The sequence below is a fragment of the Rathayibacter sp. PhB152 genome, assembly GCF_003751395.1.
Lineage (GTDB): Bacteria > Actinomycetota > Actinomycetes > Actinomycetales > Microbacteriaceae > Rathayibacter > Rathayibacter festucae.
The window spans coordinates 561,270-575,775 of record NZ_RJUT01000003.1 but is presented as its reverse complement, the minus strand read 5'-3'; the positions used below and the strand labels follow the sequence as shown (position 1 = coordinate 575,775).

Here is a 14,506-nt window from a genome sequence, read left to right as displayed (position 1 = left end):
CCCACCCTACGGGCGGAGCTCCCCCGGATCCCCGCGGCCCGGCCCCTCGCGGCCGGGATCCTCGCGCTCCGGCTCCTCGCGCTCGAACCGCGCGCGCGGCGCCACCGCGATCAGCACGGCGGCGGCGACCACCGCGCCGAGCACGTACGCGGCGATGTCCAGCCAGGAGAAGGTGCTGCCGACGACGAGGCGCAGCGGCGGCCACAGCTCGACCAGGCGGGCGGCGGCCCCGATCGCCTGGAGCTGCTCCATCGCGATCGACCAGGCGAGGGCGATCCCCGCGGCGGTCACCGCCGGAATCCGCGGCAGCAGCACGCAGACCAGCAGGGCGACGAGCACGACGTAGAGGACGCTGCCGGCGAGGTCAGCGAAGAGGCCGGCCAGGAGGAAGCGCAGGGCGAGCCCGAGCGCGAGCGCGCCGAGAGCGGCGAGCGCGAACGGCAGCCGGGCCCTCATCGGGCGCCGTGCGCGCGGCGCACCCGGTCGAGGGCGAGGAGGAAGGTGCGGTCGTCGGCGACGGTCCAGCCGAGCGGCCCCGGCGTGGCGACCACGAGCGGCACCAGCACGCGGCGGCGCGCCCGCGCGGCGAGGGCGGCGGCGGAGGCGCGGGCCGCCTCGGAGACCAGGCCGCGGAAGCCCTGGCCCGCGGCGGCGCCCCGCTCCGGCCGTGCCGCCGTCACAGCGAGCACGACGGCGCGGACGCGGAAGGCGCCGTGCGCGACCGTGCCGACCTCGACCGAGAGGACGTCGCTCCAGTCCGCGATGGCCAGGGCGTCGGCACGCTCCCCGGCGAGCGCCGGTCCGTCCGGACCCAGGGTGACGACGCCCGTGGCGTCCGGTGCGACGGCGGCGGCCGGGGCCGCGATCCGCCGCAGCGCCCGGTCGAACTCGCGGCCGCGCAGCAGTGCGACCCCGTCGGCGACCGCCGCGAACTCGGCCAGCCGCCGCCGGTTCGCCGGGGACGTCTGCCGCAGCTGCGCGGCGAGCGCGCCCCGCGCCCGGCGGACCTCGGCCGGCGAGGTGATCAGTGCGGTCGGCTCGAAGCGGCGCCGCGGGGGCAGTGGATCGGAGGGCAGCGGATGCGCGGAGGCGTGCGGCGGCGGGGCGCCCCAGTCGGGCGTCGGTGCGGCGGCCATGTCCCCTCCCCCGGAGCACTCGGGACCGCGGCGCTCCTCCGTCGATTCTCCCGCCTTCCGCCTCCGCCTTGCCCGCGAGCGCGGACGGGCTTACGATGGGAGTACCCCCGGGGGGTATCCCTCCGCCGGGTCCCCCGCCCCACGCAAGGAGAACAGCATGACCGCGCACCTCGATCTCGGACTCACCGCCAAGGGAGCCGTCGGCGGGTCCGGGGGCGGCTGCGGGTCGGGCGGCGCCTGCGCCTGCGGCGGCCACGACTCCGCGCACGCGTCAGGGCAGGGCTCCGCCGCGGGCGGCGCCTCGGTGCAGAGCTTCGGCGTCGCCGGGATGACCTGCGAGCACTGCGTCCGCAGCGTCACCGAGGAGCTCGCCGCCTACCCCGAGGTCGACAGCGTCGACATCTCCCTCCTCCCCGACGGCGTCTCCACCGTCACCGTCGGCTCCTCCCGTCCGCTCGGCCGCGAGGAGATCGCGGCCGCCGTCGCCGACGCCGGGTACCGCCTTGCGCCCCTGGCCTGACGTGGCCGACGCAGCCGCGACCGGCCGCACGGAGACACCCGCCCAGCTCGAGCTCGCCATCGGCGGCATGACCTGCGCGTCCTGCGTCGCCAAGGTCGAGCGCCGCCTGGACGCCCTCCCCGGCGTCCGCGCGAGCGTCAACCTCGCCCTGGAGCGCGCCACGCTCGCGCTGCCCGAGGGCACCACGGCCGCCGACGCGATCGCCGCGGTCGAGGCCGCCGGTTACACGGCCACGGTCTCCGGAGCGGCGCCCGCGGCGGACGACGGCACGGACGGAGGCACGGACGACGGCGCCCCGTCCCGCGAGGAGGAGGCCGCCGAAGCCGAGCGCCGCGTCCTGCGCACCCGCCTCACGGTCTCGGCTCTGCTGGCCGCCCCGGTCGTGCTGCTGTCGATGATCCCCGCGCTGCAGTTCGCGAACTGGCAGTGGCTCTGCCTCACCCTCGCCGCGCCCGTCGCCGTCTGGGGCGCCTGGCCGTTCCACCGCACCGCCTGGCGGGCGCTGCGGCACGGGACGACCACGATGGACACCCTGATCAGCCTCGGCACCACCGCGGCCTTCGCCTGGTCGCTCTATGCCCTCTTCCTCGGCGACGCCGGCCGACCCGGGATGAGCATGCCGTTCGAGCTGCTCGGCACCCGCTCCGGCCACGACGAGATCTACCTCGAGGTCGCCGCCGCGGTTCCCGTGCTGGTGCTGGCCGGCCGCTGGCTCGAGGCCCGCTCCAAGCGCGACGCCGGCGCCGCGCTGCGCGCGCTGCTGAAGCTCGGCGCGAAGGAGGCGACCCGCGTCGCCGCCGACGGCTCCGAGGAGCGCGTCCCCGCCGCCGCCCTCGCGGTCGGCGACCGCCTGCGCGTGCGGCCCGGTGAGGTCGTCGCCGCCGACGGCACCGTCCTCGACGGCTCCAGTGCCGTCGACGCGAGCCTGCTGACCGGCGAGAGCGTGCCGGTCGAGGTCGGCCCCGGCTCCGTCGTCACCGGCGGCGTGCTCAACGCGCACGGCGTGCTCACCGTCCGGGTCGACCGCGTCGGCTCCGACACGACCCTCGCGCGGATGGGCCGCCTCGTCTCGCAGGCGCAGGCCGGCAAGGCGCGGGTGCAGCGCCTCGCCGACCGCGTCTCCGCCGTCTTCGTGCCGGTCGTCGTCCTGCTCGCGCTGGCGACCCTCGTCGGCTGGCTGCTCGCCGGGGCGGACCTCGCCGCCGCCGTCTCACCCGCCGTCGCCGTGCTGATCGTCGCCTGCCCCTGCGCGCTCGGCCTCGCCACACCGACCGCCGTCCTCGTCGGCACGGGCCGCGGCTCGCAGCTCGGCATCCTGATCCGCGGACCCGAGGTGCTCGAGACGAGCCGCCGCGTCGACACCGTCGTCCTCGACAAGACCGGCACGCTGACCACCGGCGCCTTCACCGTCGCGGCGGCGAGCGACGACGAGTCGCTCCGCCTGCTCGCGGCCGTCGAGCGCGGCTCCGAGCACCCCCTCGCCGCCGCGATCGTGCGCGGCGCGGAGGAGCGCGGGCTGAGCGTTCCCGAGGCGACCGGGTTCCGCGCGAGCGCCGGCTTCGGAGTCCGCGCGAGGATCGACGGCCGTCTCGTCGTCGCCGGGCGCCTGCGCTGGCTCGACGAGCAGTGGGGCTACGCACCCGGCGACCTCGCCGCCCGCGCCGAGCAGGCCGCGGCCGACGGCGGCACCGTCGTCGGGATCGGCTGGGAGGGCGAGCTGCGCGGCTTCGCCGTCCTCCGCGACGAGCCGCGGCCCGAGGCGGCGCGCACCGTCGCGTCGCTCCGCTCCCGGGGGCTCCGCGTGCTGATGCTGACCGGCGACAACCCGCGCGCGGCGTCGGCCGTCGCCGCCGCGGTCGGCCTCGACGAGGTGATCGCCGAGGTGCTGCCGGAGGAGAAGCTCGCGGTGATCGAGCGGCTGCGCTCCGAGGGCCGCACGGTCGCCTTCGTCGGCGACGGCGTGAACGACGCGGCCGCCCTCGCCGCCGCCGACCTCGGCATCGCGATGGGCGCCGGCTCCGACGCGGCGATCGAGGCGAGCGACGTCACCCTGGTCGGCGACGACCTCGCCCGCGTGCCCGACGCGCTCCGGCTCGGCCGGCGGACCCTGGGCATCATCCGGGGCAACCTGTTCTGGGCCTTCGCCTACAACGTGGCGGCGATCCCGCTCGCGATGGCCGGCCTGCTCGGCCCGCTGGTCGCGGGGGCCGCGATGGCGTTCTCCAGCGTCTTCGTGGTGCTGAACAGCCTCCGGCTGCGCTCGTTCCGCGCGGAGTGACGTGCACGGAGTGACGTGGTTGGCTGGGTCCATGCGCACCGAGACCCGCCAGGGCGTCCCCCTCCTCCTCGTCGACGACGACGGGCCCGCCCTCTCCACCTCGGAGGACGCGCTCGCGGTCATCGGCGAGATCTACGGCAGCGACGCCGAGACGATCGTCGTCCCGGTCGGCCGCCTCGATCCCGAGTTCTTCCGGCTCCGCTCCGGCATCGCCGGCGAGTTCGTGCAGCGATTCGTGATGTACGGCAAGCGGCTCGTGGTCGTCGGCGACATCACCGAGCAGGTCTCGGCCTCGAGCACCCTGCACGACTTCGTCGTCGAGTCGAACCGCGGCGACCACCTGTGGTTCGTCCCCGCGCTCGACGCGCTCGACGCCCGCCTCCGCGACTCCGCGACGGCCGAGGAGCCCGGCGCCGACGGCGGGGTGGAGCCGACCCCCGGCCCCGCGCTCTGATGCCGGACGGGCGACCCGCCGCGCCGACGCTGCGGCTCGAGGGCCCGGTGCGGCTGCTGCTGCTCGCCGACACCCACCTCCCCAAGCGCGCGAAGGCGCTGCCCGACGAGGTCTGGCGGGCGGTCGACGAGGCCGACCTGGTCGTGCACGCCGGCGACTGGGTGGACGAGGCGGCGCTCGACGCCCTCGAGTCCCGGGCCGCGCGTCTGCTCGGCGTCTGGGGCAACAACGATCCCGCCGGGCTCCGGGCGCGCCTCCCCGAGGTCGCCCGCGCGGAGATCGCCGGGCTCGACGTCCGCGTCGTGCACGAGACCGGCCCCGCGGCGGGCCGGGAGGCGCGCGCCGACGCCGCCCACGCCGGCGCCGACCTGCTCGTCTTCGGCCACAGCCACATCCCCTGGGACTCGCGGACCGCGGCCGGGATGCGGCTGCTCAACCCCGGCTCGCCGACCGACCGCCGCCGCCAGCCGGCCTGCACCTACCTCACCGCGGTCGCCGAGGACGGCGAGCTGCGCGACGTGCGCCTCGTCGCGCTCCCGGTCCGCGTCCCCGCCCGCTGACGGCGCGCCGTCCCGCCGCGCGAGCGATCCTTCCCGCTGCGCGAGCGCGGGGCTACGCTCGCCGCATGATCGAGGACACCGTTCCGCTCGTCAGCCACCGGGTCGGCGACGGCCCCGCCCTCGTCCTGCTGCACCCGGGCGGCACCGATTCGCGCTCGCTCGAGCCGCTGGTGGCGGAGCTGCAGGGCGACTACACGCTGCACCTGCCCGACCAGCGCGGGCACGGCCGGACGGCCGACACCGACGCTCCCCTGAGCTTCGCCGCGATGGCGCGCGACACGATCGCCCTGATCGAGTCGCTGCCCGGCGTCCCCGTGCACCTCCTCGGCCACAGCGACGGCGCGATCGTCGCCCTGCACGTCGCCCTCCGCCGACCCGACCTCGTGGCGAGCCTGGTCTTCTCCTCCGGCGTCTTCCACCGCGACGGCTGGCTGCCCGGCGTGCTCGACGGCGAGGCCCCCGACTTCCTGAGGGACGGCTACGCCGAGGTCTCGCCCGACGGCGCCGCGCACTGGGACACCGTCGTCGCGAAGCTCGACGCGCTGCACGCCACCGAGCCGGAGCTCACCACCGCGGATCTCCGCGGCCTCGCGGTGCCGACGCTCCTCCTCTTCGGCGACGACGACGAGATCCGCTTCGAGCACGTCCTGGCGATGTACGACGCGATCCCGGACGCCGAGCTGGCCGTCGTCCCGCGCGCCAGCCACGGCGTGATCGTGGAGAAGCCGGACCTCGTCGCCCGGCTGGTCCGCGACTTCCACGACCCCGGAAAGACCGACGGCTTCGCGCCGATCCGCCGCGCCTGAACGCCCGCCTTCGAGACCGCTCAGCCGCGGGACGACCGGTTCCGGCCGGCGGCGCAAGGGGGTCACAGCGGAATACGGTCGGCCTAAGCTCTCGGAGATGACCAGCTCACACGACCACCCCGATTCCGCGCACCTGCGTCCGGACGGTCTCGACGACGCCACCGTCGCTGCGCTGGGCAAGCTCTCCGAGGCGCTCGAGACCGTCGAGCACGCGCGCGGGCTCCTCTACGGCTTCCACCGGCTGACCGGCGCCGCGGACCTCGCGCTCGGCGAGGCGGTCGACGCCTTCCGCGAGGCGGGGCGCGACGCGGTGGCCGACACCCTGGAGAAGGAGCTGGTCGGCCGCAACGTCATCGAGGGCCGCTGGACGTTCCAGATCGTCGAGGACTACGACGACGGCTACTACGCCGCCTTCCGCGACCAGGAGCGCGCCGCGCGCGACGAGCTCGCCGCCGGCCGCCGCCACCTCTTCGAGTCCGAGATGAAGGAGGACCGTCGCTCGCACGGTCTCCGCCACCACGAGTCCCGGCCGGATCCCGAATGAACTCCGTGATCCGGATGCACGCCTCCCCGATGCGCGTGCGCGCCGTCACCCCCGGCTCCGAGCGGCGCGGGATGCCGACGCCGGCCGCCACAACGCGCCGCACCAGCCTCAGCATCGACGGCCGCCGCTTCCTGCTCGCCCTCTCCTTCGACACCGAGGAGCTGGAGAAGAAGCTCGTCGAGGCCGTGCGCGAGCGCGGCGGGATGGTCAGCTTCATCGTCGCGGGCGACCGCGAGGTCTGCGTGCTCGTCTCCCCCGGCGTCGCCGTCATCCTCGAGCACGAGGACGTGCCGGTCGACGAGTTCGAGCCGGACGACGCGGTGCAGTACGACGACGTCGAGTACCTGACCTAGGTCGCGGGCCGGCTCCTCCGCGGCTCCGCTCTTGCGCCGCTCCGCGCCCTCCGGTCTTCTCGTGTTCCATGTTATTGACACGAGTAAACCCGCGTGCTGAACTGGGTCCGCCGCGCCACCGATCGTCGTCGGCTCTAAGGAGAAATCATGACCTTCACCCTCGGAATCGTCGGCGCCGGCCAGTTCAGCCGCCACTTCGCCGATCTCTTCCACCGCCACCCCGGAGTCGGCGCGATCACCGTGACCGACGTCCTCGACGGCCGCGCGGAGACGCTCGTCGAGTCGGAGGGACTGGCCGGGACGCACGAGAGCTTCGAGGCGATGCTCGCCGATCCGGCGGTCGACGCCGTCGCCCTGTTCACGCAGCGCTGGACCCACGGACCCCTGGTCGCTCGGGCGCTCCGCGCGGGCAAGCACGTCTACTCCGCCGTCCCGATGGCGAGCGACGCCGACGAGATCGCGGAGATCATCGACCTCGTCTCCGCGACCGGCCTGACCTACATGATGGGCGAGACCAGCCAGTACAACCCGGCCACGGTCTTCGCGCGGCGCAAGCACGAGGAGGGCGCCTTCGGCCGGGTCTTCTACCTCGAGGGCGACTACCTCCACGACATGGACCACGGCTTCTACGACGCCTACCGCTACAGCGGCGGCGACGACTGGAAGTCGACCGCCAGCTACCCGCCGATGTGGTACCCGACCCACTCGATCGGCGGCGTGCTGGGGGCTGTGCCGATGCACGCGACCAGCGTGAGCTGCACGGGCATGCGCGACCACCTCGACGACGGGGTCTTCGACACCGACGTGAGCATGTTCGGCAACGACTTCTCGAACATGACGGCGCTGTTCGAGCTCGACGGCGGCGGCTCCATGCGCATCAACGAGTTCCGCCGGGTCGGCTACCCGTCCTTCCTCCGCGAGAGCCGCTTCCGCTTCTTCGGCACCACCGGCGTCTTCGAGCAGCTCGTGCAGACGAGCGTCTGGCAGACCGGCGAGGGCGTCGAGGACGTGACCGAGCAGCTCGCCACGACCGCGACGATGGCGGACGACGACCCGCGCCTCGAGAACGTCTCGCCCGCCCTGCGCGCCGCCTTCGTCAGCGGCCACGCACCGGTGCACGAGGAGGAGGCCGCACGCCTCCCCGGTGAGCTGGAGGGCGCGCCGAACGGGCACGAGGGCTCGCACCACTTCCTGGTGGACGACTTCGTCCGCGCCGTCTCGACCGGCACGCTGCCGACCGTGAACGCCTGGGTCGCCGCTCGGTACACCCTGCCCGGGCTCGTCGCGATGGAGTCCGCCCGGCAGAACGGGGCCCGACTGCCCATCCCCGACCACGGCGACGCCCCGGTCGCGGTCGGCGAGCCGCTCCCGGCGTCGGCACGGGTCTGACGCACGGAGCGGGGGGGGGCGCCGTGCCCGCCCCCCCCGCTCAGAGTGCCGGGTCCGGACTCCCGGCGAGGAACGGCTCGAAGGCGTCGGCACCGTCCGGGCCGACCCAGTCGTACTCGAGGACGTCGTCGCCCGCCGACCACCGCGACGGCGTCGGCGAGTGCAGCCAGTCCAGCGGAGCGACTCCCCCGGGCGTGCCGCCGTCCAGCGCCAGCCGCAGCGCCTGCGCGAGGTCGGCGTCGACGGCGTCGGTCCGCGTCGCGGGATCGACGGAGACGAAGAGCGCGGTCCCGCTGCGGGCGATGAGGTCGAGGAACCGGCGGTTCAGCGCCCAGTCGGTGGCGGTCGTGCTGGGCACGCAGTCCGCGTCGAGGGTGAAGAACGCGTCGTGCTGCGCGAGGCGGAACGCCAGCGCGTTGACGCCGACGCGGCGGGTGCGGTCCCAGTGCAGGCCGGAGGTGTCGTCGCCGACCCGCTGGGCGTGCACGAGCCCGGCGGCGAGGTGCCCGACGATGTTGCAGCCGAGCACGAGCGCCTCGCCGGCCGCCGCGCGCACCGTCGCGTAGAAGCGCACGAGCGCCTCGGCCGTGGTGACGGAGGGGTCGTGCAGCGCGGGCCCGGAGCCCGGCGCCGCGCCGAAGTCCGGTCCCCACGAGCCGAGGAGGTCGTAGGTCGAGAAGTCGTGCTTGATCAGCTCGAAGCCCCAGGCGCTGAGGCGGGCCGTGTCCTCCGCGACGAGCTCGAGGACGGCGGGCGAGCTGGGGTCGAGGGCGAGCGCCCCGTCCCGCCCGGCCCGCACTCCCTCGATCGGCTCCTCGCGCGTCAGGAGCGGCCGGAACCAGACCCCCGGCCGCACGCCCTCGGCGCGGACGGCCTCCGCCGCCTCGGCCATGTCGGGGAAGCGGTCCGGGCGACCCGCCCGCCAGGGACCCGGTGAGGCCGCGAGGCCGTCGGCCGTCCCGGCGGAGCTCCAGCCGTCGTCGACGACTCCGAACGGGCGCACCGCGTGGTCGCCGACGAGGTCCGCGATGGTGCGCGCGTCGCGGACGACGGCGGCGAGGCCGAAGTCGCGCCCGTAGGCGTAGTACCAGTTGTTCGCGCCGACCAGGGGCCCGCCCGTCGTGAGCGGCTGGGGGCAGAGCCGGCGGAGCAGCGACCGCTGGACGGCGAACGCGCCCTCCCTCCCGGAGACGACGTGCACGATCGCCGCGGTGAGCACGCGGTCGCCGGGGACGACCGCCGCGCCGCCGCTGCGCAGGTCGAGGGTCAGCGTGACTCCCCGCCGGTCGACCTGCCAGAAGGCGAGCGAGGCGCCGCCCACCTCGACGCCCCAGCCGTCGGTCGTGCCCGTGCGCGGGTGGTGCACGAGGGCCGTCCAGGGCAGGACCCGCTCGGCGCGGACGCCGCGCCACTCGAGCTCGCCGTAGGAGCGCTCCCACGCGTCCCCGAGCACCAGGCAGTCCTCGGGGATCGCCGCGGCCCAGCGCAGCCGCACCCGCGAGACGGCGGCGACGGCTCCGACCTCGACCCGCAGACCGCCGGAGCCGGTCTCGACGAGGTGGACGCGGACGCCCGAGCCTCGGACGTCGGCGAAGGCGCCGTCGGGGTCGATCTGCACGGCGATGCGTGCGGGATCCACGGGCGGAATCGTCATGATGCTCTCTCTCCGACCCGGCAGCACTGCTCGGAGCCGAGCCCGACTGTAGTTATGTAAGAACAATCATTCAACAGTTGAATTCTTCCCGGTTACTCGTGTAGCTTCCTTCGCAGCACGCTCCCCCGCACCGCGGAACGGGCGCCTCCTCACCTGCTCGGACAATGACGAAGGAGTCATCTCTTGCTGCTTTCACGACGGTCGAACGCGCGACGAACCTGGTGCGCACGATGACGGCTCTCCGCGAGGGGCGCACCCGCCAGGGCGCCGACGCGGTCCGGATCCGCCCGACGATGTCGCTCGGCCGGCGCCGGGCGCGCCGCTCCGAGCTGCTCGTCGCGCTCGCGTTCATCCTCCCGGCGGCCGTCGGCTTCGGAGCCTTCTACGTCGTCCCGACGATCCGCGGCATCTACCTCAGCTTCACGGACTACAACCTGATGAGCGCGCCGTCGTACATCGGCTTCGACAACTACCTCCGCCTGGCGAAGGACCCGCTGTTCTGGAACTCGGTCGGCGTCACCCTCGAGTACGTCCTGATCAACATCGTCGTCCAGACGGTCGTCGCGGTCGGCCTCGCCGTCCTGATGCACCGCCTCACCCAGTCCGTGGTGATCCGCGGGGCGATCCTGCTGCCCTTCCTGATCTCGAACGTCATCGCGGCGATGATCTGGTTCCTCCTGCTCGACTACCAGCTCGGCCTCGTCAACAGCGTCATCGAGAACCTCGGGCTCACCCGGATCCCGTTCTTCGCCGACTCGAACTGGGCGATCCCGACGATCGCGCTGGTCAACGTCTGGCGGCACATGGGCTACACCGCGCTGCTGGTCTTCGCCGGCCTGCAGCTCATCCCGAGCTACGTCTACGAGGCGGCCGCGATCGACGGCTCGAGCGAGTGGCGGTCGTTCTGGAAGATCACCCTGCCGCTGCTGCGGCCGGTGCTCGCGCTGGTCCTCGTGGTCACCGTGACCGGCTCGTTCCAGGTCTTCGACACGGTCGCCGTCACCACCCGGGGCGGCCCGGTCAACGCCACGAGGGTCATGCAGTACTACATCTACCAGGTCGGCTTCGGCGAGAACGACTTCGGCTACGCCAGTGCGATCTCGGTCGTCCTCCTCGTCATCCTCGCCGGCGTCGCGCTGATCCAGCTCCGGCTGCTGCGCGCCGACCAGTCCGACCTCGCGTAAGGAACGCCGATGTCCACTGCAGCTCCCGTCGCCCTCGATCCCGCCGCCGCCGCGTCCGCCGCGCCCGTCCCCGCGCGCACCCGACCGGCCCGCCGGCCCTCCCTCGGCCGCGTCATCGCCTGGATCGCGCTGATCCTCGCCCTCGTCGTCACCCTCTTCCCGTTCTTCTGGATGGTGCGCACCGCGTTCTCGACCGGGAACGCCCTCGCCAGCGACACGACCTCGCTGCTGCCCGTCGACTTCACCTGGGGCGCCTTCGCCCGCGTCCTGGGCTTCTCCACCCAGGAGCAGGCCCTCGCCGAGGGCGGGTCGGGCGCCTCCGTGAACTTCTGGCTCTACCTGCGCAACTCGGTCGCCTACGCGACCCTGGTCACCCTCGGCCAGCTGCTCTTCTGCTCCCTGGCCGCCTACGCCTTCGCGCGACTGCGCTGGCCCGGCCGCGACGCCGTCTTCTTCCTCTTCCTCACCGCGCTGATGGTCCCGCCGATCTTCACCGCTCTGCCCAACTTCGTCCTGATGCGCGATCTGGGGCTCCTCAACTCCTTCATCGGGCTCTCGCTGCCGACGCTGCTGATGACCCCCTTCGCGGTGTTCTTCCTCCGCCAGTTCTTCCTCGGCATCAGCCGCGAGATCGAGGAGGCGGCCGAGCTCGACGGCGCGGGCAAGCTGCGGATCTTCTTCCGCCTCATCGTGCCGATGAGCACGGCGCCGCTCGCGACCCTGGGCATCCTCACCTACATCAACACCTGGAACGACTACTTCTGGCCACTGCTCGCCGGCAACACCGAGGACAGCCGCGTGCTCACCGTGGCCCTGGGCGTCTTCCGCTCGCAGACCCCGGGCGGCAGCCCGGACTGGGCCGGACTGATGGCCGCGACCGTCGTCGCCGCCATCCCCGTCCTCCTCCTCTTCCTCGCCTTCGGCCGTCGCATCGTCGACTCCATCGGCTTCTCGGGCGTGAAGTGACCGCCCCTCCCTCTTCTCCGCCCCCTCCCCCTTCTCCGCCCCCTCCCTCTTCTCCGCCCCCTTCCCCTTCCCCTCTTTCCTCCCCTTCCCCTTCCTCCCTCTCCCCCTCCCTTCCCTCCCGTGCAATGAAGCAGCAGACAGGAACCAGCACCATGACCCGCATCCTCCGACGATCCGCCGCCGTCCTGGCCGGCACCACCGTCCTCACCCTCGGACTCACCGGCTGCGTCGGGGGCTCCGGCGGCGCAGCGAGCGGTGGCGGCGACAGCGCCGACATCGACACCAGCTCCGCCTCCGGCACCATCGACTACTGGCTCTGGGACAACAACCAGAAGGCCGCCTACCAGCAGTGCGCCGACGACTTCCACACCGCGAACCCGGACGTGAGCGTCACGATCTCGCAGTACTCCTGGGACGACTACTGGACGAAGCTCACCAACGGCTTCGTCGCCGGCACGGCCCCCGACGTGTTCACCGACCACCTCTCGAAGTTCGCGGACTTCGTGAACAACGGCCAGGTCGTCTCGCTCGACGGCGTCGTCGAGAAGGACGGCGTCGACGTCTCGCAGTACCAGAAGGGCCTCGCGGACCTCTGGGTCGGCGAGGACGGCGAGCGCTACGGGCTCCCGAAGGACTGGGACACCACCGCGATCTTCTACAACCAGGCCCTCGTCGAGGACGGCGGCTACACCGCCGACCAGATCGCCGGCCTGGACTGGAACCCGGACGACGGCGGCAGCTACGAGAAGGCCATCGCGCACCTCACCGTCGACGTGAACGGCGTCCGCGGCGACGAGGCCGGCTTCGACAAGACCCGCGTCGCCGTGTACGGCCTGGGCCTCGACGGCCAGTCCGGCGGCGGCAACGGCCAGACCCAGTGGTCGATGTACGCCGGCACCACCGGCTGGAGCTACACCGACAAGAACCCCTGGGGCACGAAGTACAACTACGACGACGAGCGCTTCCAGGCGACCATCGGCTGGATGGCGAAGGTCATCGACGAGGGCTACATGCCCTCCCTCGCGGCCGTCACCGGCAGCGACTCGACGCAGACCTTCGGCGCCGGCAAGTACGCGATGATCACCAACGGCTCGTGGAACATCAACTCCTTCTACGGCCTCAAGGACATCCAGGTCGGCACCGCGCCGACCCCGACCGGCCCCGACGGCACGCGCGCCACGATGTTCAACGGACTGGCCGACTCCATCTGGTCCGGCTCGGACAACAAGGCCGCCTCGGCCAAGTGGGTCGAGTACATGGCCTCCGCCGACTGCCAGGACGTCATCGGCGCGGCCGGCGTCGTCTTCCCGGCCATCCCCTCCGGCTCGGACGCGGCCCAGGCCGCCTTCGCGGAGCGCGGGATCGACGTCACGGCCTTCACCGGGCAGGTCGACGAGGGGACCACGTTCCTCTTCCCGATCTCCGACAACGCGGCGAAGATCAACGGCATCATGCAGCCGGCGGTCGACGCGGTGTTCGAGGGCCAGGCCGACCCGTCCTCCCTGTCGTCGGCGAACGATCAGGTGAACGCGCTGTTCCAGTAGCGCTTCGGCCAGACTGGCGGAGAGGGGGCGATCCTGTCCCCCTCTCCGCCGATCGTCGCTTACTCGAGGAGACCCCGTGCCGGACACCACCACCCCCCGCAAGCGCCCGACCCGCAACGACGTCGCGGAGCGGGCGCAGGTGAGCTCGGCCGTCGTCAGCTACGTGATGACGGGGGCGAAGCACGTCACTCCCGAGACGGCGAAGCGCGTGCGGACGGCGATGGAGGAGCTCGGCTACCGGCCGAACTCCACCGCTCGCGCCCTGCGCACCGGCCGGACGCACACCCTCGCCCTCATCGTCGCCGATGTGAGCAACCCGTTCTTCTCCGAGTACGCGCTGCAGCTCGAGATCGCGGCCACGGAGCGCGGCTACGCGCTGCTCATCGCCAACTCGCACGAGAGCCTCGAGACGGAGGTGCGGCTGCTCGACGAGATCGCGCAGCGCGGGGTCGACGGCGTGATGCTCTCGAGCGTCCGGCACGCGAGCGACCGCTCCTCCCTCGACTCGATCCCCGTCCCCGTGATGTGGATCGACGCCTTCCATCCCGCGGACGGCGCCGCCAGCGTCGGGGTCGACATCCGCCACAGCGCGCGCACCGTCGTCCAGCACCTCGCCGACGTGCACGGCTGCCGCTCCGTCGGCCTCGTCATCGGCGCGAGCTCGCAGGACACCACCGACCCGCGGGTGCTGGGCTGGGCCGAGGCGATCGAGGAGATCGGCCTGGAGCCCGGACCGGTGGTCACCACCACCTGGACCCGCGAGGGCGGGATCGAGGCGGCGCGGATGCTCCTGGACACCCCGAACCGGCCCGACGCCGTCTTCGCCGGCTCGGACCTCCTCGGCATCGGCGTCCTCCGCGGCGCGGCCGACCTCGGGCTCCGGGTCCCGGAGGACCTGCGGATCATCTCCTACGACGGCACCGCGGAGTCGGCGTTCAGCGTCCCGCGGCTCACCTCCTTCAAGCAGCCGGTCCGCGAGATGGCCCGCGCTGCGATCGACACCATCATCGACTTCACGCCCGACAAGGCGCACCACACGCTGTTCCGCGGGGAGCTGCTCCTCCGGGAGTCCTGCGGCTGCGCACCGGCTGCGCCCTGACCGGGCAGAACAGCCCTGA

The 14,506-nt window shown here is 73.4% G+C and carries 15 protein-coding genes; 12 read left to right on the top strand and 3 right to left on the bottom strand.

The window, feature by feature from the left end; all coding sequences use genetic code 11:
• Positions 1 to 6: 6 nt before the first annotated feature.
• Both EDF36_RS09555 and EDF36_RS09550 read right to left on the bottom strand, forming a co-directional pair.
• Positions 7 to 456, bottom strand: coding sequence for a DUF2809 domain-containing protein (locus tag EDF36_RS09555; RefSeq protein ID WP_123732800.1), 450 nt, complete (start codon positions 454 to 456; stop codon positions 7 to 9).
• Positions 453 to 1,136, bottom strand: coding sequence for a hypothetical protein (locus EDF36_RS09550; protein WP_123732799.1), 684 nt, complete (start codon positions 1,134 to 1,136; stop codon positions 453 to 455). Before EDF36_RS09550 ends, EDF36_RS09555 begins: the two co-directional genes overlap by 4 nt.
• A gap of 157 nt (positions 1,137 to 1,293) precedes the next feature.
• Here EDF36_RS09550 and EDF36_RS21785 point away from each other — a divergent pair, with 157 nt between their 5' ends.
• The 8 genes from EDF36_RS21785 to EDF36_RS09510 all read left to right on the top strand — a co-directional run bounded on the left by EDF36_RS21785 (position 1,294) and on the right by EDF36_RS09510 (position 8,040).
• Positions 1,294 to 1,656 (top strand): heavy-metal-associated domain-containing protein, encoded by a 363-nt coding sequence (locus EDF36_RS21785; protein WP_123705391.1) that lies wholly within the window; start codon positions 1,294 to 1,296, stop codon positions 1,654 to 1,656.
• 1 nt (position 1,657) lies between these two features.
• A complete protein-coding gene (locus tag EDF36_RS09540; protein ID WP_260300647.1) occupies positions 1,658 to 3,934 on the top strand; it encodes a cation-translocating P-type ATPase in 2,277 nt (758 codons plus the stop codon).
• Between the two features lie 31 nt (positions 3,935 to 3,965).
• Positions 3,966 to 4,388 (top strand): DUF4180 domain-containing protein, encoded by a 423-nt coding sequence (locus tag EDF36_RS09535; protein ID WP_123446650.1) that lies wholly within the window; start codon positions 3,966 to 3,968, stop codon positions 4,386 to 4,388.
• Positions 4,388 to 4,948, top strand: a complete 561-nt coding sequence (locus tag EDF36_RS09530; protein ID WP_221181636.1) for a metallophosphoesterase — start codon at positions 4,388 to 4,390, stop codon at positions 4,946 to 4,948. Before EDF36_RS09535 ends, EDF36_RS09530 begins: the two co-directional genes overlap by 1 nt.
• A 65-nt stretch (positions 4,949 to 5,013) precedes the next feature.
• Complete coding sequence (locus tag EDF36_RS09525) at positions 5,014 to 5,754, top strand: alpha/beta fold hydrolase (RefSeq protein ID WP_123732798.1); 741 nt, start codon at positions 5,014 to 5,016, stop codon at positions 5,752 to 5,754.
• 97 nt (positions 5,755 to 5,851) lie between these two features.
• The gene (locus tag EDF36_RS09520; protein WP_123732797.1) at positions 5,852 to 6,298 is read left to right on the top strand and encodes a hypothetical protein; all 447 of its coding nucleotides are present in this window, start codon (positions 5,852 to 5,854) and stop codon (positions 6,296 to 6,298) included.
• Positions 6,295 to 6,651, top strand: coding sequence for a hypothetical protein (locus tag EDF36_RS09515; protein WP_123732796.1), 357 nt, complete (start codon positions 6,295 to 6,297; stop codon positions 6,649 to 6,651). The genes EDF36_RS09520 and EDF36_RS09515 overlap by 4 nt, the downstream gene beginning before the upstream one ends.
• Positions 6,652 to 6,798: 147 nt before the next feature.
• Positions 6,799 to 8,040 (top strand): Gfo/Idh/MocA family protein, encoded by a 1,242-nt coding sequence (locus EDF36_RS09510; protein WP_123732795.1) that lies wholly within the window; start codon positions 6,799 to 6,801, stop codon positions 8,038 to 8,040.
• A 40-nt stretch (positions 8,041 to 8,080) separates the two neighbouring features.
• Here EDF36_RS09510 and EDF36_RS09505 read toward each other — a convergent pair whose 3' ends face one another.
• Positions 8,081 to 9,679, bottom strand: a complete 1,599-nt coding sequence (locus tag EDF36_RS09505; protein ID WP_221181635.1) for a hypothetical protein — start codon at positions 9,677 to 9,679, stop codon at positions 8,081 to 8,083.
• A gap of 308 nt (positions 9,680 to 9,987) precedes the next feature.
• Here EDF36_RS09505 and EDF36_RS09500 point away from each other — a divergent pair, with 308 nt between their 5' ends.
• From EDF36_RS09500 to EDF36_RS09480, 4 genes are all read left to right on the top strand, one after another.
• A complete protein-coding gene (locus EDF36_RS09500) occupies positions 9,988 to 10,878 on the top strand; it encodes a carbohydrate ABC transporter permease (RefSeq protein WP_123732896.1) in 891 nt (296 codons plus the stop codon).
• Positions 10,879 to 10,887: 9 nt separating this feature from the next.
• Positions 10,888 to 11,844, top strand: coding sequence for a carbohydrate ABC transporter permease (locus EDF36_RS09495; RefSeq protein WP_123732794.1), 957 nt, complete (start codon positions 10,888 to 10,890; stop codon positions 11,842 to 11,844).
• A 152-nt stretch (positions 11,845 to 11,996) separates the two neighbouring features.
• The gene (locus tag EDF36_RS09485) at positions 11,997 to 13,388 is read left to right on the top strand and encodes a sugar ABC transporter substrate-binding protein (RefSeq protein ID WP_123732895.1); all 1,392 of its coding nucleotides are present in this window, start codon (positions 11,997 to 11,999) and stop codon (positions 13,386 to 13,388) included.
• A gap of 76 nt (positions 13,389 to 13,464) precedes the next feature.
• Positions 13,465 to 14,487: a LacI family DNA-binding transcriptional regulator gene (locus EDF36_RS09480; RefSeq protein WP_123732793.1), complete on the top strand. Its 1,023-nt coding sequence runs from the start codon at positions 13,465 to 13,467 to the stop codon at positions 14,485 to 14,487.
• Positions 14,488 to 14,506: the final 19 nt, after the last annotated feature.